Origin of the sequence: Bradyrhizobium sp. AUGA SZCCT0222 (assembly GCF_018130205.1) — a bacterium.
Classification (GTDB): domain Bacteria; phylum Pseudomonadota; class Alphaproteobacteria; order Rhizobiales; family Xanthobacteraceae; genus Bradyrhizobium.
In genome coordinates, this window is record NZ_JAFCLX010000023.1 from 52,568 (window position 1) to 75,904 (window position 23,337).

The 23,337-nt window shown below is 62.6% G+C and carries 21 protein-coding genes; 9 read left to right on the plus strand and 12 right to left on the minus strand.

Translation table 11 applies throughout. From position 1 onward, the window contains the following. Positions 1-118: 118 nt before the first annotated feature. From JQ629_RS20665 to JQ629_RS20675, 3 genes are all read right to left on the minus strand, one after another. A complete protein-coding gene (locus JQ629_RS20665; RefSeq protein ID WP_249135176.1) occupies positions 119-1,771 on the minus strand; it encodes an MFS transporter in 1,653 nt (550 codons plus the stop codon). A gap of 72 nt (positions 1,772-1,843) precedes the next feature. Further along, positions 1,844-2,788, minus strand: coding sequence for a glutaminase A (glsA, locus tag JQ629_RS20670; protein WP_249135182.1), 945 nt, complete (start codon positions 2,786-2,788; stop codon positions 1,844-1,846). 315 nt (positions 2,789-3,103) lie between these two features. Further along, positions 3,104-4,006 carry a transglutaminase family protein gene (locus tag JQ629_RS20675; RefSeq protein ID WP_212414232.1) on the minus strand — a complete coding sequence of 301 codons (903 nt, stop codon included), beginning with the start codon at positions 4,004-4,006 and terminating at the stop codon, positions 3,104-3,106. Between the two features lie 748 nt (positions 4,007-4,754). Here JQ629_RS20675 and JQ629_RS20680 point away from each other — a divergent pair. Then, a complete protein-coding gene (locus tag JQ629_RS20680; RefSeq protein WP_212414233.1) occupies positions 4,755-6,533 on the plus strand; it encodes a metallophosphoesterase family protein in 1,779 nt (592 codons plus the stop codon). A 13-nt stretch (positions 6,534-6,546) separates the two neighbouring features. Here the strand turns inward: JQ629_RS20680 and JQ629_RS20685 are convergent, their stop codons facing one another. Further along, positions 6,547-7,551 carry an AI-2E family transporter gene (locus tag JQ629_RS20685; protein ID WP_212414234.1) on the minus strand — a complete coding sequence of 335 codons (1,005 nt, stop codon included), beginning with the start codon at positions 7,549-7,551 and terminating at the stop codon, positions 6,547-6,549. Between the two features lie 98 nt (positions 7,552-7,649). On the opposite strand from JQ629_RS20685, the gene JQ629_RS20690 reads away from it, so the two are divergent. Beyond that, positions 7,650-9,263: an ABC transporter substrate-binding protein gene (locus JQ629_RS20690; protein ID WP_349631291.1), complete on the plus strand. Its 1,614-nt coding sequence runs from the start codon at positions 7,650-7,652 to the stop codon at positions 9,261-9,263. A 123-nt stretch (positions 9,264-9,386) separates the two neighbouring features. Here the strand turns inward: JQ629_RS20690 and JQ629_RS20695 are convergent, their stop codons facing one another. The 3 genes from JQ629_RS20695 to JQ629_RS20705 form a co-directional block, all read right to left on the minus strand. Further along, positions 9,387-10,226 carry a transglutaminase family protein gene (locus JQ629_RS20695; RefSeq protein ID WP_212386905.1) on the minus strand — a complete coding sequence of 280 codons (840 nt, stop codon included), beginning with the start codon at positions 10,224-10,226 and terminating at the stop codon, positions 9,387-9,389. A 109-nt stretch (positions 10,227-10,335) separates the two neighbouring features. Beyond that, positions 10,336-11,280, minus strand: a complete 945-nt coding sequence (locus tag JQ629_RS20700) for an alpha-E domain-containing protein (protein WP_212265874.1) — start codon at positions 11,278-11,280, stop codon at positions 10,336-10,338. Between the two features lie 2 nt (positions 11,281-11,282). Next, positions 11,283-12,701 carry a circularly permuted type 2 ATP-grasp protein gene (locus JQ629_RS20705; RefSeq protein WP_212414235.1) on the minus strand — a complete coding sequence of 473 codons (1,419 nt, stop codon included), beginning with the start codon at positions 12,699-12,701 and terminating at the stop codon, positions 11,283-11,285. A 222-nt stretch (positions 12,702-12,923) separates the two neighbouring features. Between JQ629_RS20705 and JQ629_RS20710 the strand changes: the two genes are divergently transcribed. The 4 genes from JQ629_RS20710 (at position 12,924) to JQ629_RS20725 (ending at position 15,413) form a co-directional block, all read left to right on the plus strand. After that, entirely contained in the window at positions 12,924-13,661 is a 738-nt protein-coding gene (locus tag JQ629_RS20710) for a competence/damage-inducible protein A (protein ID WP_211996254.1), read from the plus strand. 5 nt (positions 13,662-13,666) lie between these two features. Further along, positions 13,667-14,131: a GNAT family N-acetyltransferase gene (locus JQ629_RS20715; RefSeq protein ID WP_212414236.1), complete on the plus strand. Its 465-nt coding sequence runs from the start codon at positions 13,667-13,669 to the stop codon at positions 14,129-14,131. A gap of 41 nt (positions 14,132-14,172) precedes the next feature. After that, positions 14,173-14,685, plus strand: a complete 513-nt coding sequence (gpt, locus tag JQ629_RS20720; protein WP_212265872.1) for a xanthine phosphoribosyltransferase — start codon at positions 14,173-14,175, stop codon at positions 14,683-14,685. A gap of 101 nt (positions 14,686-14,786) precedes the next feature. Beyond that, positions 14,787-15,413, plus strand: a complete 627-nt coding sequence (locus tag JQ629_RS20725) for a hypothetical protein (protein ID WP_212414237.1) — start codon at positions 14,787-14,789, stop codon at positions 15,411-15,413. Between the two features lie 158 nt (positions 15,414-15,571). On the opposite strand, the gene JQ629_RS20730 is transcribed toward JQ629_RS20725, so the two are convergent. After that, positions 15,572-16,594: a methionine synthase gene (locus JQ629_RS20730; protein WP_212414238.1), complete on the minus strand. Its 1,023-nt coding sequence runs from the start codon at positions 16,592-16,594 to the stop codon at positions 15,572-15,574. Between the two features lie 120 nt (positions 16,595-16,714). Between JQ629_RS20730 and JQ629_RS20735 the strand changes: the two genes are divergently transcribed. The 3 genes from JQ629_RS20735 to JQ629_RS20745 all read left to right on the plus strand — a co-directional run bounded on the left by JQ629_RS20735 (position 16,715) and on the right by JQ629_RS20745 (position 19,133). After that, a complete protein-coding gene (locus JQ629_RS20735) occupies positions 16,715-17,416 on the plus strand; it encodes a glutathione S-transferase N-terminal domain-containing protein (RefSeq protein WP_212414239.1) in 702 nt (233 codons plus the stop codon). A 122-nt stretch (positions 17,417-17,538) separates the two neighbouring features. Beyond that, on the plus strand, positions 17,539-18,159 hold the full coding sequence (locus JQ629_RS20740; protein WP_212414240.1) for a 2-hydroxychromene-2-carboxylate isomerase: 621 nt from the start codon (positions 17,539-17,541) through the stop codon (positions 18,157-18,159). Continuing rightward, positions 18,159-19,133, plus strand: a complete 975-nt coding sequence (locus tag JQ629_RS20745) for an NADPH:quinone oxidoreductase family protein (protein WP_212414241.1) — start codon at positions 18,159-18,161, stop codon at positions 19,131-19,133. The genes JQ629_RS20740 and JQ629_RS20745 overlap by 1 nt, the downstream gene beginning before the upstream one ends. A 105-nt stretch (positions 19,134-19,238) precedes the next feature. On the opposite strand, the gene JQ629_RS20750 is transcribed toward JQ629_RS20745, so the two are convergent. From JQ629_RS20750 to JQ629_RS20765, 4 genes are all read right to left on the minus strand, one after another. Then, positions 19,239-19,631, minus strand: a complete 393-nt coding sequence (locus JQ629_RS20750) for a hypothetical protein (protein ID WP_212414242.1) — start codon at positions 19,629-19,631, stop codon at positions 19,239-19,241. Between the two features lie 89 nt (positions 19,632-19,720). Next, positions 19,721-20,611, minus strand: a complete 891-nt coding sequence (locus JQ629_RS20755; RefSeq protein WP_212414243.1) for a crotonase/enoyl-CoA hydratase family protein — start codon at positions 20,609-20,611, stop codon at positions 19,721-19,723. Positions 20,612-20,740: 129 nt separating this feature from the next. After that, positions 20,741-22,162, minus strand: a complete 1,422-nt coding sequence (locus tag JQ629_RS20760; protein WP_212414244.1) for an amidase — start codon at positions 22,160-22,162, stop codon at positions 20,741-20,743. Between the two features lie 6 nt (positions 22,163-22,168). Beyond that, a complete protein-coding gene (locus tag JQ629_RS20765) occupies positions 22,169-23,332 on the minus strand; it encodes a M20 aminoacylase family protein (RefSeq protein WP_212414245.1) in 1,164 nt (387 codons plus the stop codon). Positions 23,333-23,337 lie beyond the last annotated feature (5 nt).

The following is a 23,337-nucleotide window of genomic DNA, read 5'->3' on the forward strand; positions in this document are numbered from 1 at the left end:
GCGGCCGCACACAGAAGGCCCCGTAATACGCTGCGACGCTCGATTGCATCCATTGGGTTCTCTCCTTTGATCGACGCCTTGTTACTCACCGCGGAGAACACACGTCTCGCAATCGGGATCAGGCCGATTTCGAGCGTTCGACCGCGGGGTCGTCACTTGGGATTTCTCCCGGCAGGTAATTCGGGAGCTGTCCGGCCGGAAACACCGCGAGCAAGGCGAGGCCGGCCATGATGAGCAGGCCGATCTTCAGCGCTCGAAGCCGCGCCTCCGTGTTCACGCGCACCGCTTCCTGCACCTGCTGGGGCGTAGCGGTCGTGTTCTCCATCACGGTCCGCAGGCGCTCGTTGCTGACGAAGGTGATGCTGTTGAGATCGACCTGGCTCTGCAGGTCCTTCGGCAGTACCGGATTTGCGGCGATGCTGCTGACGGCGATTGTGCTCAAGAGGCCGACAAGCAGCGCGCCGGCGACGGCTGTTCCGACTGCCGCGGCGAGATTCTGCGTGGTGCCGCGCGCCGATCCGACGTCGCCTGCCAGTGCCTTGGGCGAGGCGGTGACCAGTACGTTGAACAGCAGCGTGACCAGCGAACCCTGGCCGATACCGAACAGGACGAGGCCGAACAGCACGGGAATCTCGCTCCAGTCGTTCCGCACCACGAACGCGAGCCACACCAGCGCAAGCGTGCAAAGGGCGAAGCCATAGCGGCCGATCTGGCGGGGCGTCAGTTTGTCGTAGACGTTGACGATCAGCATCGCCGTGAAGAACACCGTGAGATTGAACGGCATCATCGCGATCGCGGTCGCGAGAGGGGAGCGGCCCTGTACGATCTGAATGTACAACGGCACGGAAAAGTTAAGCGCCGCCTCCAGTGCGACCACGGCAAATAGCCCGTAGACCGCCGCGCGTTCCTGCGGCGAGTCAATCACCTCGAGGGCAAGCAGCGGCGTCTTCCCGGCCGCCTGGCGCCGATGCGTCCACATCAGAAAGGCCTGGCCGAGTACGATACCCAGAACGATCATGACTGGCGCAGGCGAAAGGCCAAGCAGGTCGAATGGCGCGTTGGGTGTTGCCAGCGCCAGGCCCCAGCCGTTCAGATTATTGAAGCCGAAACTGATGAGGATGATGGCTGTTGCCGCCAGAACGACGCCGGTGATGTCGATCTGGACGTCCGGCCGTCCGTGGTCGGGCCTGAGGCGGAAGCTCAAAACGAAAACAATGGCGGAGGCGGCGATCAGGATGCCGAATGCCGGACGCCAGCCGATATAGGTACCGAGGACGCCGCCAATGATGAACGCCAGCACGCCGGCAGCGGCCCGCGCCGAACCGAGCGCACCCACGGCGGTCGCCTGTTGGCGACCGGTATAATTCTCCGCGATCAGCGCCACCAGCGACGGCACGATCACGGCCCCTGCCGCGCCGCAAAGCGCCTGGGCCGTGATCATCAGGGTCGCGGTGGGGCTAAATGTCATCAATATCTGCGCGGCGCAGAACAGGACGACGGCGGCGCGGAAGACCTGAGCGGCGCCGAACCGCTGGGCGAGTTTCGCGCCCAGCATCACGAAGCCGGCAACCAGCATCGAATAGGCCACGATGCCGGTCGCGACGGTCGTCGGCGGGACGCCGAAGCTCTGCACCATGCCCCCCATCGCGACCGGCAGCGAAGCGACGTTGAAGGACATGATCATCTGGCCGAACGCAATGGCGATCATCGGCACCCATGACGCCTGCGCGTCTTCGCGGATGTCGCCGATAGAAATCGAGTGCGTTGCCATGGCGTCCTCCGGCCTGCTCGGTTCCGGATCGGTCGGGTCTTACAGCCCGTCACAATCCCTTTGGCATCTGAGTCATTCTTCCGGTTGCGACAGGAACAGATCCATTCCCAGCCGCTGCGACAGGAATTTAGCGGCGAGCTGTCCCTTGACGCTGTTGCCTGCGGCGTCGAGCGGGGGCGCGAAGGTTCCGAAGCCGCCTTTGCCTGGGGCAACCGCGACGATGCCACCGCCGATTCCGCTCTTTCCGGGCAGGCCGATGTCGTAAAGCCAGTCGCCCGACGTCTCGTACAGTCCGGCGGTGATCATCACCGCCAGCGCGTAGTGACAGACTGCCGGATCGACCACGCGTTCCCTGGTGATCGGATTGACGCCGCCATCAGCCAGCGTAGCGCCCATGACCGCGAGGTCCCGGGCGCTGACATTCAGCGAGCACTGCCTGGTGTAGAGGTCGGTCGCTTCCCTTGCGTCGCAGTAGATCCGATCAAAACTCTGCAGCAGGCGGGCGATGCTGCGGTTGCGGAAGTTGGTATCCGACGCCGAGGCGTAGACCTCTTCATTCAGCGGCAGCTTTCGGCCCGCGAAACGCGACAATCCGTCATGGATGAATTGCCATTTTTCCTCCGCGGTCGAACCCGGTGTCAGGCTTGTCGTCGCAATGGCGCCGGCGTTCACCATCGGGTTGGTGCGACCATTCGAGCCTTGCTCGATCGCGGCCAGCGAATTGAAGGCCAGTCCCGTGGCGTTCGCACCGAGTTTGTCGCGCGCTGCTTCCGGTCCGATCGTCTCGCAAACCAGCGCGAACACGAACGGCTTCGACACGCTCATGATCGAGAACTCGTAGTCGGTATCTCCGGCGGCGTAGACGCGTCCGCTGGTGCCGACAACGCAGACGCCGAACAAATCGCCGGGGATCCTGGCAAGCGCCGGATAGACTTGGGAGTTTTGGCCGTCGGTGTTCGACTTGAACCGCCGGTGTGTGTCGGATACCAGCTTCTGCACCGTCTCGGGTTCAGGCAAATGCCCTGTTGAGACGTACGGCCGCTCGGCTTGTTCCGCGATCGAAGGTAAGTCCACTGGACCCCTCCACCTGGCTCAAGCAATCCGCTTCAGAGATCGTCAGATCTTTCGGCAGCATCGGCTGCGCGCTGACAAGTGATCCCGATGGATTGCGTCAGCTCTTTTTAAATCGTCGCGTGAGTAAACGCCCAGGTCCGCATCTAGTCAACGGTGCAACCGAATGGGAAGGTTTGCGGCGTGTATGCCGTGCTATAAGAATTTGCGACAAATTGCGCAACGCGATGGCACAAACTGCATATGCCGGGAACCGGCTAATCAAGTCGTGCCGCCACCATGCCGCGGTACGGCATGGACGGATACATCCACATATAGTGCGATCGGGTCATCAGCGTTGCCGACGAAGCCGCCCGAAATTGGAATTGCTTGTTCCGCGTTTCGGGTGACGCCCACGCGGATCAGGTTCTCGCCGGCAATCAAGCCATTCGTCGGATCATACTCAACCCATCCTGCGCCGGGGAGGTAGACGCTGCACCAGGCATGGGTACTGCCGCCCCCGCGAACCGAACCTGAGATATTGTCATACAAATAGCCGGTGACGAAACGCGCGGCGAGCCCGAAGCAGCGCAGCGCTTCCATCATCAGCACTGCAAAATCGCGGCAGGTGCCGGAACCAAGTGCGAGGGTCTCGGCGGCTGTCTGCGTACCCTCCTCATGGCGCGCGACATAACGGAATTCCTCCTTGATTACATGCGTCATTGCATCCAGTACTCGCAAGGTCTCCTTACTATCCACGCTTGACACGACACGGCGGGCCCATGCTTCGACCTTTCGATCGGAGTCCGGCATCTGGAATTCGGTAAACCGAGCCAGATCGGGAAGCTCATGGGCGGCGTAGGCGTATGGAAACTGCTCGGCAGCCGAGTCGAGACTATAAATCGGAAGGGGTGGCCCCTCGGGGTGATGTGTTAAGTCAAGCTCTGACACAATGCTGAGCCTCTTGGTTCTGAGCGCTTCCGGCCAATGCAGGAAGCAGATCGAATTGTCGAAAACGTCATGCTTCCAGTAGATATCGGACGGCGCCGGTTCGACCTTTAGCGTCGCGCTATGAAGTCGCAGATCGTGACTCTCATCCGGCCGGATCATCAGCTTGTGGCGCAACAAGCCCACCGGGTTGCGGTAGGTGTATTCGGTCGTGTGCACGATCCTGACCCTCGCCATATGAGCCTCTTCTGACCGAAATGTCCTAAAGACCAAGTCCAATGCGCACCGGCCGCTAGTTTCCCTTCGGTCCGGCCGGGCCTGGAGGACCTGCTGGACCAGGCGGTCCAGCAGGTCCGGGAAGGCCGCAGTTCTGTATCACCACGTCTCTCGTATCCGGCCCGGACGTGATCTTCACGATACAAGTGGAGGGAAATTCCGATCCAACCCACCTAAAGCCTCCGGTCGATGTGCTCTCAACACGCACCGTTTTGGTTGGGCTTATCTTGATCTCCACGTTGGGGTCGCGCGCTCGCCGAACCCGTCCTACGACAACCAACTCGCCTCGCGATATCGCAGCAGTCGTGATCAATATTTCTGCACGGGCATTTCCACTCAACGTGACCAGCCAAGCGGTCGAAGCAACCGCGACAGTGCCGATAAGCCTTGTGCGCATAACAAGCCTCCCTGCAATTTGTAATGCGGAACTTGATTACTAGCGCTCAATGTTAACGCTGCAACCGAATGAAAGGGTTTGCGGCTTGTGCGCTTTGCTACAAAAGTTTGTGACAAATTACGCTATCCGGTGGCACGAATTGCATATCGGAAGGCTGGCGCAGAGGAGGGCTGGCGAACAGAATGAGTGTGTTCAGAAGCAAGGTCGCGGCCCCGGATGAGCGGATGCGCCGCTGGCATTCCACCGAAAGACTGATAGCGTCGGTCGGAGAGCAATCGATCCTGCTGCGGACGTAAAATGCGGGCCCTGATCATGACGAGGCCGACCGCGGAGCCTGATTCAACAGCCGCTCAAGGCCGGTTGCTTGTCGACCCGCGCCAGGGCGATATCGAGGACGATGCCTCCAGTCCCGGACAGAGATCGCTGCTGGCGATCGCCGGCAGCCTGCTGGTTGAAATCAGCCTGCCGAAACTGCTGTTTGCCTGGACCGTCTCGCTGCTGTTGCCGGCGGTGCTGCTCGGGCTCGCGCCGCTGATCGCGACGGCCTGGTTCTCATCCTTGTCCGAACATGTTCTGGAACTGACCGGGATCGGCGCGGCGCTGCTCCTGGTCACGGTCATCGCGCTTGGATGGTTCGGATGGCGACCATTGTTTCGGGCCGCTGAGACAAATTTCTGGTCGCTCAATGCGCTCGCCGTCCAGCCCGGCTACGCGTTTGGCCGCGAGGCGCTGCGGCACCTGGCGGAGCTGGTGTTCGGCAGGAACGCTGACGCGGCAGGGCGGGCACGGCTGCGTGCGATGAGCTCCGCTGGCGCCGGCATTGTGCTCTGCCTGTGTGCGGCGGCAGTCGCGATTCTCGTTTGGCCCTTCTCGCGGTGGATCGGTTCGGTGTCGGACCTCGTGCTTCTGCACCGGCTGATCGTTCCGACATTGGCCAATGCGGTCATACTGGTATCGGGTTATCTCGCGTTCGCGTCGCTGGTCTGGGGCTTTGCGGATGCCAGAATGGATCAGCCGCTCGATCTTCCCGGATTCGACGACGCGCCGTCCGGTTGCCGGACCTGGCGTGTCGCGCATCTGTCGGACCTTCACGTGATCGGCGAGCGATATGGTTTCCGCATCGAGAGCGGACGTGGCGGCCCGCGCGGAAACCAGCGCTTTACGCGCCTCATGGCGCGTCTTGCGGCGATCCACGCCGCTGACCCGCTCGATCTCATCCTTGTGACCGGCGACATGACCGATGCCGGCCGCGCGACGGAATGGGCCGAATTCCTCGACGTCGTGGCGCTGCATCGTGATCTCGCGGCTCTCACGGTCATGTTGCCCGGCAATCACGATCTGAACATCGTCGACCGTGCCAATCCGGCCCGGCTCGATTTGCCGTTCAGCCCCGGCAAGCGGCTGCGGCAGATGCGGACGTTGTCGGCCATCGCAACCGTGCAGGGGGAACGTGTGTATGTCGTCGACGACGCGGGAAAGCCGGCAGCGACGCTCAACGAGGCGCTGGCGCCGTATCGCCAGCGGATCGCGGCATTCGCCGAACGCGGCGGCTTGCGCCGCGCCGCCGGACTGGTCGGGCTGTTCGACGACCTGTTTCCGATGCTGTTGCCACCCGATCGGGAAGACGGATTAGGCGTCCTGATCCTGAATTCCAACGCCGATACGCATTTTTCCTTCACCAACGCGCTCGGATTGGTTTCCGTTGAACAGATGCGACGGCTCGCGGCGGCGCTGGGTCGTTTCCCGAAAGCGCAATGGATCGTCGCGTTGCATCATCATCTGATAGAATATCCAATGCCGGTTGCGAATTTTTCCGAACGGATTGGAACCGCGCTTGTCAACGGCAGCTGGTTTGTCCGCAAACTCAGGCCTTTCGCGAAGCGGGCCGTGGTCATGCACGGCCATCGCCACATCGACTGGATCGGCGCCTGCGGTGCGCTGAAGATCATCTCTGCTCCGTCGCCTGTCATGGGCGGCCCTGACGGCGAACCGACGCATTTTCTGATCCATACGCTGGCCGCCGGTTCGAACGGGCGACTCTGTTTGCTCCCGCCGCAGTGCGTGGAGATCGCCGGCGAGAGCGGTAGCTAGCGTTTGTCACCCCCTATTGCTTCGACCCGCCGAGCAGATCGGCTATCCAGCGGCTCGACGGATGCTGGGCACAGAAGGTGAGGATCGCGAGCGCGATCGGTACGCCGATGAAAGTTCCGAACAAGCCCCATTGAAAAGTCCAGAAAAAGATCGCGAACAACACAACCAGAGGCGATATCGAAAGCATGCTGCCGGCAACGCGCGGCTCGACATAGCTGCCGACCACGAACTGGATGATGTTGAGACACGCGAAGAGGGCAATAACCGCTTGCCAGCTCTCAAATTGCGTCATCGCCAGCAAGGTGGGAAACAGCGTTGCGATGAAGGGCCCGATGAAGGGGATGTAATTGAGCGCAAAGGCGATCACGCCCCACTCGAGCGCGAACGGCAGTCCGGTGATCCAGGCGAACAGACCGACGAGCAGGCCGGTGATGGCGCTCATCTGCGTCCGAACCAGGAGGTATTTCCGGAATTTGGCCGCGGTCGCCGCACTGCCGTCCAGCAGCACGCGCGCAACCTCAGGCTTGCCGAGCGTCTCGATCCTTTGTCTGGCGTCCTCTACCTCCAGAAGTCCCAGCACAACATAGACAAGTGCGATCACCCAGAAGCTGAGTGTGGTGTTGACTCGGCCGGTGACGAACTGCGTTGTGCGCATCAGCCACGTGACGTTGAAATGCTCGGCCCACAAGCCGGCGACGGAGACGCCATGGCCGTCGAGCCACGTCACCATGGCGCCATAAAGCGCCTGATAGCGCACCGTATCGGCCATCAGTGATCGTCCGACCCGCCCGAAGCCCCAGGCCGCGAGCGAGGCGAAAGCGAGACAGACCACGATCGTGACGACGATGGTGACGGCCAATGCCAGCAGTTTCGGCATTCTCGCCTGCAGCCGGCTCTGCAGAGGCCAGACGATTGCGATGATAAAGAGCGCCAGCGCCAGCGGCGCGAACACCGCGCTTGCTTCCTTGGCAGCGGCCGCCAACAGAACCGCTGCGATGATCCCGACCGCGATCTTCATGCGACGCCAGCTACCTTACTCTGGGATAATCACCCGCGTAACGTTGCGCTCGACCGGTGGTAGTTCTATAGAAAAACAAAATCTTTTGGGAGGCCAAAGTGCGCGCCAACCGGTTGTCCGTCAGATGGAAATTCGCTCCCCTGGCACTGCTTTGCATCGCGCTGTGCGCTGCAAGCCCCGCAATCGCCCAGAAGAAGGGCGGCACGCTGCGGCTCTATCACAACGACAATCCGCCCTCGACGTCACTCCTGGAAGAAGCGACCATCGCCTCGGTGCTGCCGTTTGCGGCGGTGTTCAATAATCTCGTGGTGTTCGATCCGGCCAAACCGCATGAGAGCATGGAGACCGTGATCCCTGATCTGGCCGAAAGCTGGTCCTGGGACGCGACCAACACCAAGCTGACGTTCAAGCTGCGGCAGGGCGTGAAGTGGCACGACGGCCAACCCTTCACGGCGAAAGACGTGCAGTGCACCTGGCGAATGCTGATCGGCAAGACCGAAACGCAGGATTTCAGGCGCAACCCGCGCAAGGTCTGGTACACCAAGCTGCAGGACGTTGGCGTCAATGGCGACCATGAGGCGACGTTCGAACTGAGCGAGCCGCAGCCGAGCCTGCCGGTGCTGCTGGCGAGCGCGTTTTCAGCCGTCTATCCCTGTCACGTGCCGCAGGCTGTGATGCGGAGCAAGCCGATCGGCACCGGGCCATTCAAGTTCGTCGAATTCAAGCGCGGCGAATCCATGCACGTTGTGCGCAATCCGGATTACTTCAAGAAGGACCGGCCCTATCTCGACGAGATCACGGTGCGCACGATCGACAACCGCGCCACGCGGATGCTGGCATTCTCGACCGGCGACTACGACATCACCTTTCCCTCCGATGTCAGCGTTCCCCTGCTGAAGGACATCAAGGCGCGGGCACCGAACGCGATCTGCGAGATGACCGGCACCGGAACCCAGATCAATTTGCTGGTCAATCGCGTCAACCCGCCGTTCGACAATCCCGACATCCGCAAGGCGATGTCGCTGGCGCTCGATCGCAAGGCCTTCAACACCATCCTGATGGAAGGCAACGCGCGGCTGGGCGGGGCGATGCTGGCAAAGCCCGAGGGCGAATGGGGCATGTCTCCGGAAATGGTGTCATCGCTCATGGGCTATGGCCCTGACATCGCCAGGAACGTCGCGGAAGCGCAGGCGATCATGCAGAAGCTCGGCTACAGCGACGCCAAACCGCTGCCGATCAAGATCCAGACCCGGAACCTGCCAACCTACCGCGATCCCGCGGTGATCCTGGCCGACCAGCTCAAGAAGATTTACATCGTCGGCGAACTCGACATCCTCGATACGCCGCGATGGTATGCGCGGCTGGCGAAGAAGGATTTTACGATCGGATTGAACGTCACCGGCGTCAGCGTCGACGATCCCGACGGCAACATCGTCGAGAACTATTCATGCAAGTCCGAGCGCAACTATACCCAATACTGCAATGCCGAGGTCGACAAGCTGCTGGCGGCACAGTCGCGCGAACTCGACAAGGAAAAGCGCAGGAAGATCGTCTGGGATATCGAGCGCATCCTGGTCGACGACGCCGCGCGCCCGATCATCCTGCACTCATCGGCCGGCAATTGCTGGCAGCCCCATGTGAAGAACTTCAAGCCGCACGACAATAGTCAGTATAATAATCTGCGGTTCGAGGATGTGTGGCTGGACAGATAAATATCCGAGGCGGGGACTATCCACGTCATTGCGAGCGAAGCGAAGCAATCCATCGTGCGGCAAAGCAAGTATGGATTGCTTCGTCGCAAGCGCTCCTCGCAATGACGGTGAGGGCGTTGTTCCCTACGACTGGCTCTGCCACTGCCCCGACCGGCCGCCGGCCTGTTCTACCTTGACCGCAACCGTCAGCGTCTCGTTGCCGCCGCCATAGCGGGTGCCGCGGACAGGGGCCGCGCCGAGATAATCCAGCCCGATGGCGATGCGGGCGTGGGCGTCCGTCGTGCAGATGCCGTTGGCGGCGTCGAAACCGACCCAGCCGAGATCAGGCACGAAGGCTTCGGCCCAGGCGTGGCCGGCCTGCTGGTTGACGGTGCCGTCGGAGCGCAGGAAATGCCCGGAGACGAAGCGCGCCGGCACGCCGCCCGAGCGCGCGCAGGCGATGAAGATATGCGCGTAGTCCTGGCACACGCCGCGCTTCAAAGCGAAGGCTTCCGCCGCCGAGGTGCCGCTGTTGGTCGGATCCTCGTCGAACGTCATGTGCTCGTTGATCTGCACCATCAGCGCATGCAGGAAGCCGAGCACGTCGTCGCCCGATTCGGAGCGCATCTCGCGGGCAAAGGTCGCCATCGCCGGATTGACTTCGGTGAGCGCGGTGGAGCGCAGGAACAGGCTCGGCGGGAAACGCTCGTCGGTGCCGCGCAGCACGCCGCCGGTGTCGTGGGTCTCGATCAGGCCCTCGACATTGATGGTGAGGTCGGCGAGCGGCCCGTGAGTCAGCACATGCGTGACATTGCCGAACGCGTCCTGGTGCATGTCGAGCCGGGAATCGGTAGAGACGTCGATCTGCCACTCGGCGACATACTGCCCGTCATGGCTGCCGGGCGTCATCCGCAGGATCTGGATCACGCCAGAGGCGGGCGGCTCGTAGCGATAGCTGGTGGTATGGGCAATTCGCAGGCGCATGGCAGACCGTTACTTTTCTGCGTTGTCATCCCGGGGCGATGCGCAGCATCGAACCCGGAATCTCGAGATTCCGGGTCTGGTCCTTCGGACCATCCCGGAATGACGTACATCATATCAGATATTGCTTGGTGATGATCTCACCCAGCCGTGCGTTGTCCGCAATGAATTCCTGGATGAACTCATGGACGCCATGCTGGAAGATATCGTCCATATGGCTGTGTTCAAGTCGGTTGCGGACGCCGCGGGCGTGGCGCTGGGAGGCGCCCTGGCGGCCATAGGCGACGCCGATCTGGTCGAGGTTCCGCACCAGATTGCTGTAGCAGCTCGCCAGCGAGCGCGGCAGCGTATCGTTGAGGATCAGCAAATCAGCGATCAGCCAGGGTTTCAGCGTCTCGCGGTAGACCCAGTGATAGGCCGTCAGCGCCGACACCGAGCGCAGGATCGAGGTCCACTGGTAATAATCCAGCGGCCCGCCGACATGTTCCTCCTCGGGCAGCAGCACGTGATATTTCACGTCGAGAATGCGGGCGGTGTTGTCGGCGCGCTCCAGATGCAGCCCGAGGCGGGAGAACCAGTAGGCGTCGTTGCGCAGCATGGTCCGGTAAGCGGAACCGTCGAAGCGCAGCGAGGTCTCCTGCACGAAGCGCAGGAATCTCGCCAGCTCTTCTCGGCTCGACGTGCCTTTACCCCAGACCTCCTGCAGCTCGATCCAGGCCGAGTTGATGGTGTCCCACATCTCACTCGTCAGTGCCGTGCGCACGGAGCGGGAATTGAGCCGGGCGGCCTCGATGCAATTCTTGATCGAGGAGGGGTTGGACGGCGAGAACGCCAGGTACTCGACGACGTTCTGTTCGTTGGCTTCCTGATAGGCCTCATAGAAGCTGGCGCTCACGCCGGCGGTCAACAGCGCGGAATCCCATTCATTGGTCTTGCCGATATAGGCGGCGGGAAGGGCGGTCACGCGCAAGGTCGCGTCGATGGTGCGCGCGAGATATTCCGCGCGCTCGACATAGCGGGCCAGCCAGTACAGGTTTTCGGCGGTGCGCGACAGCATCTCTATTCGTCCAGAATCCAGGTGTCCTTGGTGCCGCCGCCCTGGCTCGAATTGACCACCAGGGAGCCTTCCTTCAGCGCCACGCGGGTCAGCCCGCCCGGCACGATGGTGACGTGATCGCGCCCGGTCAGCACAAACGGCCGGAGGTCGACATGGCGCGGCGCGAGGCCCGATGCGGTGCAGGTCGGGCAGGTCGACAGCGCCAGCGTCGGCTGCGCGATAAACCCTTCGGGCTCGCGCTTGAGCTTGTCGCGGAACGCTTCAATGGTCGCCTTGGTGGCGGCGGGGCCGATCAGCATGCCGTAGCCGCCCGAGCCGTGCACTTCCTTGACCACGAGATCGCCGAGGTTGTCGAGCACGTAGGCGAGGTCCTTCGACTCGCGGCAGCGCCAGGTTGGCACGTTCTTCAGGATCGGCTCTTCGCCGAGATAGAATTTCACGATGTCCGGCATGTAGGAATAGACCGCCTTGTCGTCGGCGATGCCGGTGCCGACGGCGTTGGCCAGCGTGACGTTGCCGGCCGCATAGGCCGACATCAGCCCGGGCACGCCGAGCGCGGAATCGGGGCGGAAGGTCAGGGGATCCAGGAAGTCGTCGTCGACGCGGCGGTAGATCACATCGACGCGTTTGAGGCCCTCGGTGGTGCGCATGAACACCTCGTCGTTCTTGACGATGAGGTCGCGGCCCTCGACCAGCTCGATGCCGAGCTTGTCGGCCAGGAACGAGTGCTCGTAATAGGCTGAATTGTAGACGCCCGGCGTCATCAGCGCGACCGTCGGCTCGGCGGAAGCGGAGAGCGGCGCCACCGAGCGCAGCGCCGACAGCAGTTCGTCGGGGTATTTCTCCACCGGTGCGACGCGGTGGCGGGCGAACAGGTCCGGAAACAGCCGCATCATGATTTCGCGGTTTTCCAGCATGTAGGACACGCCGGACGGGGTCCGCGCATTATCCTCCAGCACGATGAAATTGTCGGCGTCGACCCGGACGATATCGATCCCGGCGATATGGACGTAGACGTCGTGGGGGACGTCCTGGCCGTTCATCTCGGGGCGGAATACCGGATTCTGGAAGATCAGATCGTCGGGGATGATATTGGCGCGCAGGATGTCGCGGCCGTGATAGATGTCGCGCAGGAACATGTTGAGGGCGCGGACCCGCTGCTTCAGGCCCTTTTCCAGCAGCGTCCATTCCTTGGCCGACATGATCCGGGGGATCACGTCAAAGGGGATCAGCCGTTCCTGCGCTTCGGCGTCGCCATAGACGGCGAAGGTGATACCGATCCTGCGGAACAACAGCTCCGCTTCCTGGCGGCGATATTCAAGGGCGTCCGGAGGCGTCTCCTTCAACCAGCGGGAGAGTTCCTGGTAGGCGGGCCGGAGGTCCCCGCCGGGGCCATTCATTTCATCAAACGCGACTGCCATAAATCCTGACTATCTTTCGAAGCCATGCGACACAGTGCATGACTTCACGGGATGGTAGCAAGGGCCGGGCCAGCGCGATATGCATGGGCTGGGGCATTTGGTATGGGGTTGTTTCCCCGTGCTGCCTCAAAAACCGGCTGCCGGGTGCTTATTTCGGCAGCAAAGCCCCGTGACTTCAATGCGTTGGATGCGCAAGGTCAGGGGATAAGACGAGGATTGGAAATGAGTGAGATCGTCACAGCGGGTATTCTGGTCATTGGTGACGAGATCCTGTCCGGCCGGACCAAGGACAAGAACATCGGCTTCATCGCCGAGTACCTGACCAATATCGGGATCGACCTCAAGGAAGTCCGCGTCGTTGCCGACGAGGAGGCCGACATCATCGCCGCCCTTGATGCACTGCGAAAGCGCTACGATTACGTCTTTACCACCGGTGGCATCGGGCCGACACATGACGACATCACCGCCGACAGCGTCGCCAAGGCGTTCGGCGTCGGCATTGATCATCACCCCGAGGTGGTGGCCCGATTCCGCGAACGCTGGACCGAGCAGGATCTGAACGAGGCGCGCTTGCGCATGGCCCGCGTCCCTGACGGTGCCGAACTGATCCAGAGCGCGACTATCCTGGCGCCCGGGTTCAAGCTCGGCAACGTTATCGTGATGGCCGGCATTCCCACGATCATGCAGGCGATGATGGACATCGTCGCGCCGAAGCTGAAATCGGGCGTGCGGATGCTGTCGGATTCAGTCCGGGCGAATGCGCGGGAAGGCGACATCGGTGGCCCCTTGCGCGCGATCGCGAGCGCCCATCCCGACACCATCATCGGCAGCTATCCGTTCCAGGACGAAGACAAGAAGCCGAACACCAATCTCGTGGTCCGCTCGCGCGATCCCGACAAGCTCGCCGCCGCGATGGCTGCGGTGAAGGAGATGCTGGCGGGTTTGAACACGCCGCGATAGCACCGATGATTTCGACCAGGCCAATCCGCGCCGACGATCTCGAACTGGTGTGCCGGCACCGCGAACAGATGTTCCGCGAATCCGACGCGCCGGGCAGAACCGAAGAGATCCTGGAGACTCAGACCGCGCATTTTCGACCCTGGCTGGCCAAACACCTCGGTGACGGATCGTATTTCGGCTATATCGTCGAGGAACACGGCAGGCCCATCGCGGGAATCGGGCTGATGACCATCGAGTGGCCGCCGGGCCCCTCCCATCCGACGCAGGACAGGCGCGGCTACGTGCTCAACGTGTTTGTCGAGCCGTCGCATCGCAAACGGGGAATTGCCAAAGCGCTGATGGACCGGGCGGACCAGGAATTCGCCAGGCGAGGCGTGGCTTTCGCGATACTGCATGCCACCAAGGTGGGACGGCCGCTGTACGCGCAACTGGGCTGGTCGGCGACCAGCGAGATGGCAAAGTCGCTATAGTTGAGGAGATCAAAGGTGGCCAATCGTTTTGGAGCGAAGTCATGACGAGTGAAAAAGTCACTCCGCCGGAGAAGGCCTTTCCCGTGTCGTGGGATCAATTTCACCGGGATTGCCGGGCGCTGACCTGGCGACTCAACGAGGTCGGGCCGTTTCATGCCATCATTGCGATTACCCGTGGTGGGCTGGTGCCGGCCGCCATCGTTGCGCGCGAACTCGGCATTCGCATCATCGATACCGTCTGCATTGCGAGCTATGACCACACCAGACAGGGCGACCTGAAGGCTCTGAAGGGCGTTTCGGCGGACGTGGCAAAACTCGGCGGCGGTACCGGCAAGGGGCTGTTGATCGTCGACGACCTCGTCGATACCGGCAAGACCGGGCGGCTGGTGCGATCGATGATGCCGGAGGCGCATTTCGCAGCTGTTTACGCCAAGCCGCAGGGCAAGCCGCTGGTCGATACTTTCATTACCGAAGTGTCGCAGGACACCTGGATTCACTTTCCCTGGGACACCGCCCTGTCGTTCCAGCCGCCGATCCGGGATGGTGCGGGGTAGGTCTTGCCGTCATTCCGGGATGGTCCGAAGGACCAGACCCGGAATCTCGAGATTCCGGGTTCGATGCTTCGCATCGCCCCGGAATGACGATTGGACTTTCCATGCCGCTGCAAAACCGCGTCACGCCCTCAGGCGACATCGTCGCCGACCCGCACCGCGGCCTGTACACCGGCAATCGCGGCATCATCCATGATCCCCTCACGAAAACGCTGCTGAAAAAGCACTGGGCGAGCCCGGCGTGGATCACCTGTGTCTGCGAGTTCAGGGGATGGCGGCGCCAGGTGATGGGCACGCGCAGCTGGACCGAACTGTTCTTCCTCGATGAAGCGACCGCGTTCGCGGCTGGCCATCGCCCCTGTTTCTTCTGCCGCCGCGACGACGCCAACCGTTTTCGCGCGGCGTGGGAAGAGGGCAATGGCGTCGCCGATGTCCTCGCGCGAGATATTGACGCTGTGCTGCATCGGGAGCGGCTGGATAAGGGCAAGAAGCGGCTGCATTCGCTGCCGCTGCCGGTGGAGAGGCTGCCCGATGGCGCGATGGTGCAGGCGGGAGCGGAAAGTTTTCTGATCGTGGCGGGCAGGCCGCTGCAATGGTCGATGGCGGGTTATCGTGAGGTCAATGAAGCGATCGAGGATGCGATGCTGCTGACGCCGCCGTCGACGCTGCGTGCAATGGGCGCGGGGTATCGGCCGGTGTTGCATCCCAGTGCGGGTGAATTGACGGATTGAGCCGGACTCTATCCTTCGTCATGCCCGGCCTTGTGCCGGGCATCCACGTCTTTCTGTGCTCATCGAAGAAAGACGTGGATGGCCGGGCATAGGCGAGCGGAAGCGGCGCCGTCCTTCAGACGGCTATGCCCGGCCATGACGGTGGTTGGGAGCGCTGCTCACCCCAACTGCTGCCGCGCCAGCTTCGCGCCGGCACCCAGCGCCGCCAGCTTCGCCTCGGCAATATCCCGGCGCATCGGCGCCATGCCGCAATTGGTGGTCGCGACGATGTTGGCCTTCGGCACGAATTTCGACACCGCGTCGATCACCTTGACGACGTCTTCTGCGGTCTCGACCGTGTCGCTGGCGACGTCGATCACGCCGGCCTGGACGATCTTGCCGGTCAACAGCGCCAGCAAGTCCAGCGGCACCTTGGAATTGCGGCACTCGATCGCGACCTGCTGGATCGAGCTCTTGGCGATCGCCGGGAAAATTTCCTCGTACTGCCGCCACTCGCTGCCCAGGGTTTCCTTCCAGTCGGTGTTGGCCTTGATGCCGTAGCCGTAGCAGATGTGCACGGCGGTGGCGCAGGTCAGCCCCTGCGCGGCGCGCTCCAGCGCCTTGATGCCCCAGTCCGAAACCTCGTCCATGAACACGTTGAAGGCGGGCTCGTCGAACTGGATGATATCGACGCCGTCGGCCTGCAGCGCCCGAGCTTCCTCGTTCAACAGTTCGGCAAAGGCGAACGCCATCTTGACGCGGTCGCCATAATGGCCGTCCGCCACGGTGTCGATGATGGTCATCGGGCCGGGCAAAGTGAATTTGAGCTTGCGTCCGGTATGGGCTCGGGCAACGCGGGCCTCATCGGCATGGACGCGGCCTTTCAGCGTCAACGGCGCCACCACCTGCGGCACCATCGCCTTGTAGCGATCCTTGCGGATACCCATCTCGACCTTGTGGGCGAAGTCGATGCCGTCGACCTTTTCCAGAAAGCCGTGGACGAAATGCTGGCGGGCCTGCTCGCCCTCGGTGAGGATATCGATGCCGGAATCCTCCTGCAGTTTTACGGCCAGCATGGTGGCGTCGCGCTTGGCGCGGGCGAGTTCATCGCCCTTGGATTTCCAGGGCGCCCATAGCGTGTTCGGCTCGGCCAGCCATTCCGGCTTCGGAAGTGAGCCTGCGATCGTCGTTGGAAACAGCATGGGAGCCTCCCGGGTGGTTCTGATTGAGCGCCTGTCTGCCATGTCTTATGATCGCCGTACAGAACAACAAAAGTCGCCATTACCGGGAATAATTCGAAAATCCCGGACGCTGGGGGAGCCATGATCGACCTGCATTACGCGCCGACGCCCAATGGCTGGAAAATCTCGATCATGCTGGAGGAACTCGGGCTTCCCTATACCGTGATCCCGGTCAACATCCGCGCCGGCGAGCAATTCAAGCCGGAATTCCTTAGCCTCAGTCCCAACAACCGCATTCCGGCCATCGTCGACCATGCGCCGGCCGACGGCGGCGCGCCGTTCTCGGTGTTCGAGACCGGTGCGATCCTGATTTATCTCGCGGAGAAGACCGGCCGCTTTTTGCCCACAGACATGCGCGGCCGTTCCCATGCGGTGCAATGGGTGATGTGGCAGATGAGTGGGCTCGGGCCCATGCTCGGCCAGCACGGCCATTTCGCGCTCTATGCGCAGGAAAAGATCCCATACGCGATCGAGCGCTACCGCGACGAGGCCGCGCGGCTCTACCGGGTGCTCGACACGCAGCTCGGCAAGACCGGGGCCTATATCGCGGGCGAGTATTCGATCGCCGACATCGCCTGCTTCCCCTGGACCATGACCCACAAGGCACAGGGCTTTACGCTCGACGATTATCCCAACATCAAGCGCTGGTACGCCGTCGTGCGCGCCCGGCCGCAGGTGCAGGCGGGATTGGCGATCGGCAAGTTCGTGAAAGAACCGTTCGACGAGGAAGCGCGCAGGAACATGTTTGGCGCGAAGGCGAAGGAAATGGCCGGACGGAAGTAAATGTCACCACAGCGTCATTGCGAGGAGCGAAGCGACGAAGCAATCCATTCTTGCTTTTTGCGGTGACATGGATTGCTTCGCTTCGCTCGCAATGACGAACTAGAAACACAAAAGGAGTCCCCATGATCGAATTCTTCTTCGACTGTTCCAGTCCCTGGACCTATCTCGCCTTCCACAACATCCAGCCGCTTGCAAAAGAGCTCGGCGTCGAGATTTCGTGGCGGCCGATCCTGGTCGGCGGCATCTTCAACACGGTCAATCCCAGCGTTTACGCCCAGCGCGAAACGCCGGTGCCGCTGAAGGCGCGCTACATGAAAAAGGACCTTGCCGACTGGGCGCGCTCCGCGGGGCTTGCGATCAAGATGCCGCCGACGGTGTTTCCGGTGAACAGCGTCAAGGCGATGCGCGGCTGCATCTGGCTGGGCAGAGAATCTGAAAAGCACATGGTGCCGTTCGCGCGCGCCGTGTTCGAGACCTATTGGGGCGGCGACAAGGACATTTCGCAGGACTCGGTATTGACGGAAGTCTGCAAGAGCGTCGGCGTCGATCACGTCAAGTTCTTTGCCGGCATTGGCGAGCAGGCGATCAAGGACCAGCTCAAGGCCAACACCGATGAGGTGATGGCGCGGGGCGGCTTTGGATCGCCGACCATCTTCGTCGGCAAGACCGACATGTACTTTGGCAACGACCGGATGCCGCTGATCCGCGAAGCCGTGCTGCGTCTCCAAGAGAAAGCCGCCTGATGCCGAAAGCCGTCGTCTGCCGCGAGTTGGGTCCGCCCGAGAGCCTGCGTCTCGAAACGTTCGACTCGGCGCCGCTGGTGCCGGGGCAGGTGCGTGTTGCGATCCGCGCCGCCGGGATCAATTTCCCCGACGTTCTGATGGCGGCCGGTCAGTATCAACTCAAACCGCCATTGCCGTTCACGCCGGGCGTTGAAGCCGCAGGCGATGTCGTCGAGGTGAACGACGCAACGGGTGTCATGGTGGGTGACAAGGTGATCGTCAAGATGCGCCATGGCGCTTATTGCGACGAGGCCGTGGCCACGCCGTCGCAACTCGTGCGGCTGCCCTCGACCTTCGACTATGCGGAGGGCGCGACGTTCCTGGCCGGTCACGGTACTGCCTATCATGCGCTGATCGATCGCGGGCAGGTGCAGCCGGGCGAAGTGTTGCTGGTGCATGGCGCCGGTGGCGGGGTCGGGCTTGCCGCTGTCGAGATCGGCAAGTTGCTTGGCGCCACCGTGATTGCGACCGCATCGAGCGACGAAAAGCTTGCGATCGCCAAGGCGAGGGGCGCCGATCATCTGGTGCGCTATGACCAGGAGCCGTTTCGCGACGCGGTCAAACGCATCACCGACGGGCGCGGCGCGGATGTCGTGTTTGACCCCGTCGGCGGCGAGGTGTTCGAGAACTCTATGCGCTGCATCAACTGGGGCGCGCGGCTCTTGATCATCGGATTCACCGGCGGCATCGGGCTCGCCAAAACCAATCTCCTGATGATCAAGGGCGCCAGCGTACTCGGCGTGCGCGCCGGCGAAGCGGTGCGGAAAAATCCCGCGCTCGGCGAGGTCAGGATCAAGGCGCTGACGGAGTGGGCGGAAGCCGGAAAAATCCGTCCCAACATCTCGCACCGCCTGCCGCTGCAAGACTACGCCCGCGCGATGCGGCTGTTGATCGACCGCAAGGCAATCGGCCGTGTGGCGCTGATGATGGGGTAACTGCCACATCCGTCATTGCGAGCGAAGCGAAGCAATCCATCTCACGGCGACTTCGGTGATGAGAGATGGATTGCTTCGTCGCTGCGCTCCTCGCAATGACGGATTTTACATTCGGCTAAACCTTCCATCCCTCAGAAACGCAATCGTCTGCGCAATCGCCACACGATTCCCCGGCAGCCAGGGATGCGCCGTGCCGATCACAACATGATCCGCCATCCCGTCGAGTTTGGTATTCTCCACCGATACCCTGCCGTCATGCGGCTTCGGCAGGAACAATGAGGATGTCGGATCGATCGACTTGTTTCCCGCGATGATGCCGACGGGATAATCGACCGGTGGAAACAGCGCGCCGGTTGCCGCATCGCGCCGGGTCACGAGCTGCTCGCCGGCGGGGCCGAACCAGGCGCGGTAGAGCGAAACCTTCTTCAGGCGATCGGCGATCTCGCTGCCGATGCCATGCAGCAGGACGACGCCGTCGTTACTTTCGGGTACTTCCATTGTCGGTCATTCCGGGGCGATGCGGAGCATCGAACCCGGAATCTCGAGATCCCGGGTTCGCTTCGCGCCCCGGGATGACCGCTGCGCGGTCACTTGTACTCCCGCTCGTCCCACCACGGGTAATAGTCGGGCATATCTGACGAAACCTTGTTCTTGAATTGCGCCGGGCGCTTTTCCAGGAACGACACCACGCCTTCCTTGACGTCGTCGGAGCGTCCGCGCGCATAGATGCCGCGGCTGTCGACCTTGTGGGCTTCCATCGGATCGTCGGCGCCCATCATGCGCCACATCATCTGGCGGATCAGCGCGACAGAAACCGGCGCGGTCTTGGCGGCGATTTCCTTGGCGAGTGCGCGGGCGGTCGGCAGCAAATCATCCGGCGGCACCACCTTGCTGACGAGGCGGCCGGCCAAAGCTTCCTGCGCCGGGAATACACGGCCGGTGTAGCACCACTCCAGCGCCTGGGCGATGCCGACGAGGCGCGGCAGGAACCAGCTCGAGGCGGCCTCGGGCACGATGCCGCGCTGGGAGAACACAAAACCGAAGCGCGCGGCTTCGCTCGCGATGCGTATGTCCATCGCGAGCTGCATGGTGACGCCGATGCCGACCGCCGGGCCGTTCACCGCCGCGATCACGGGTTTTAAGCATTTGAAGATGCGCAGCGTCACCTGTCCGCCGCCGTCGCGCACCTGCGGATCGCTGTAGTCGACAGTGCCATCCGCAAGCCGCTTCACCGGCCCACGCCGCGCGTCGCGATCGAACGTGTTGGCGCCGGAGGAGAGGTCGGCGCCGGCGCAAAAGCCGCGGCCGGCGCCGGTGACGATGATGGCCCTGACATTGTCGTCCTTGTCGGCCGCGTCGAAGGCGTCGATCAATTCCTGCTGCATGGTGCCGTTGAAGGCGTTGAGCTTGTCGGGCCGGTTCAGGGTGATGGTGAGAATCTGCTCGGCGACCTCGTACTTGATGGTCTCATACGCCATGGGGTTTCCTCTGCTGTATCTTTGTTTGGTGATTTGTACCCGTCATTCCGGGGCGTCGCAAAGCGGCGAAGCCGGAATCTCGAGATTCCGGGCTCGTTGCTGCGCAACGCCCCGGAATGACGGAGAAAACTACTTCTTCGGCGGGGCCGGCCACGGCTTTTGCGGGCCGCGCAGGCCCTCGAACGCCTTGGCCATGCCTAGCACGCCGAGATCGTCGAAACGCCGTCCGACGATCTGCACTCCGATCGGAAAGCCCTTCTTGTCGTAGCCGCCATTGATCGAGACCGCCGGGTTCTCCGACATATTCCACGGCACGGTATAGGCGATGTGCTCGAACGGTTTCGTGGGATCGTTGACCGGGGAGGCGAACTCGGCCGGGAAGTTCACCACCGGCGACACCGGAGAAACTACGTAATCGAGATCGCAGAACAGCTTTGCCGCGGCGGTGCGGATCGCCATGGTGGCGTTGAAGCCCCTGATGACATCAAGGCCTGAGAGCTTCGCGCCGGCCTCTGCCCATTGAAGGATGTAAGGCAACGTCTTGGCGCGCTCCTCCGGCGTCAGCCTGGAAATATCGTCCCAGCTTCGCGCGCGAAAGAAATTATCGATCCCGTCGAGCATCTCACGCGTCAATATGCCGTCGATTTCGGTAACGACCGCGCCGGCGGATTCGAACGCCTTGGCGGCTTTGACTGCGACCTCGCGCACTTCCTTCTCCAGCGGCTGGCCGGTGCCGGCATCGAGCATCAACCCGATCCGCACTTTGCGCGGCGATTTGTCGAGCCCCTTCCAGTTGATCTCATGCGCGGGCAGGCTCATGCCGTCGCGCCGGTCCGGCCGCGACAGCACGCTCATCATCAGCGCTGCATCGTCGACGGTGCGGGTCATCGGCCCCGCGACGCGGCCGACATAGAACGGCTCCATCGGAACGCGCCCGAGGCTGGGCTTCAGCCCGACCAGGCCGCACCAGCAGGCCGGCAGCCGCACAGAGCCGCCGATATCCGTTCCGAGATGCAGCGGACCGTAACCGGCCGCGCCGGTGGCGCCGGCGCCGGAAGAGGATCCGCCGGGGTTCTTGCTGAGGTCCCAGGGATTGCGGGTGAGGGGATGGAAGCTCGAAAGGCCCGACGACAGCATGCCGTAATCCGGCATCGTCGTTTTGGAGAAGATGATGGAGCCGGCTTCGCGCAGCCGGGCGGCCGGCGGCGCGTCCTTCGGTGAGGGCACCAGCTTGACGCTGGCAGCGCCGAGCGGCACCGGCTGGTCCTTGGTGGCGATATTGTCCTTGATCGTCACCGGCACGCCGTCGAGCGTGCCGACCGGCTCGCCCTTCTGCCAGCGGTCGGTCGAGGCTTTGGCGACGGCGCGCGCGCCTTCGGGATCGAGCAGATAGAGCGCCTTGATGTGCGGCTCCCACGCCGCGACATGCGCCAGGACTTCCTCCAGCACTTCCGACGGCGAGAACTGCTTGGCGCGATAGCCGGCGAGAAGGTCGACGGCGCTGAGATCGTGCAGCGACGTGACCTCTTCTTCTTTTTTGGTTTTATGCATGGGCACCTAACCTACTGGCATACGGGTCTCGATGATGCGCGCGAACATGCTGGCGCCGATCGGCAGTATCTTGTCGTCGAGGACGTAACCGGGATTGTGCACCGGCACCGAGCCTTCATGGCCGACCCAGAAATAGGCGCCGGGCACCGCCTGCATCATGTCGGCGAAATCCTCGCTGCCCATTTTCGGCTCGGTGCGGGTGATCACCTTGTCCGGATCGACCACCGTACGCGCCACCGCCTCAACGATCCGCGACTGCTCTTCCTGGTTCACCAGCACGCTGAAGGTGTCGCGGATGTCGGCGGTGATCTCGCACTGAAACGCCGCGGCAATGCCGGCGCAGATCGCGCGCATGCGCTCGCGGATCAGCGCGCGCACGCCGTCATCGAAGGCGCGGACCGTGCCGCACAGCTTGGCCTGGCCGGGAATGACGTTGTAGGCCGAGCCGGCATGGATCTGCGTGATCGACAGCACCGCCGGGTGATGTGGAGGGACGTTGCGGCTGACGACGGTCTGCAGCGCCTGCGCCAGCGTGGTCGCGATGATCACGGCATCCTTGGAGCGTTCCGGCATCGCGCCATGGGCGCCGTAGCCGTCGATCGTGATGTCGAAGAAGTCGGCGCCGGCCATCGCCGGGCCCGGCAGGATCGCGATCTCGCCGTGGTTCAGGTCAGGGGCGTTGTGCAGGCCGTAGACCTCGTCGCAGGGAAATTTCTGGAACAGGCCGTCCTTGATCATCGCGCGAGCGCCGCCGAGACCTTCTTCGGCGGGCTGGAAGATGAAATGCACGGTGCCGTCGAAATTTTTGGTCTCGGCGAGATAGCGCGCGGTGCCGAGCAGCATGGTGGTGTGGCCGTCATGGCCGCAGCCATGGAAGCGGCCGGGAATGGTCGAGCGCCAGCGCAGATTGGTGTTCTCTTCCATCGGCAGCGCATCCATGTCGGCGCGCAGGCCGATTTTCATGCCGCTGTTGCCCTTGCCCTTGAGCACGCCGACGACGCCGGTGCCGCCAAGGCCGCGATGCACCTCGATGCCCCATTGCGTCAGCTTGTCGGCGACGATGCCTGAGGTGCGGACCTCCTCGAAGCCGATCTCGGGATGCGCATGAAGATCGCGCCTGATAGCGGTGAGTTCTTCGGCAAAGCCGTCGATGCGTTCGATGGTGGGCATGTCTG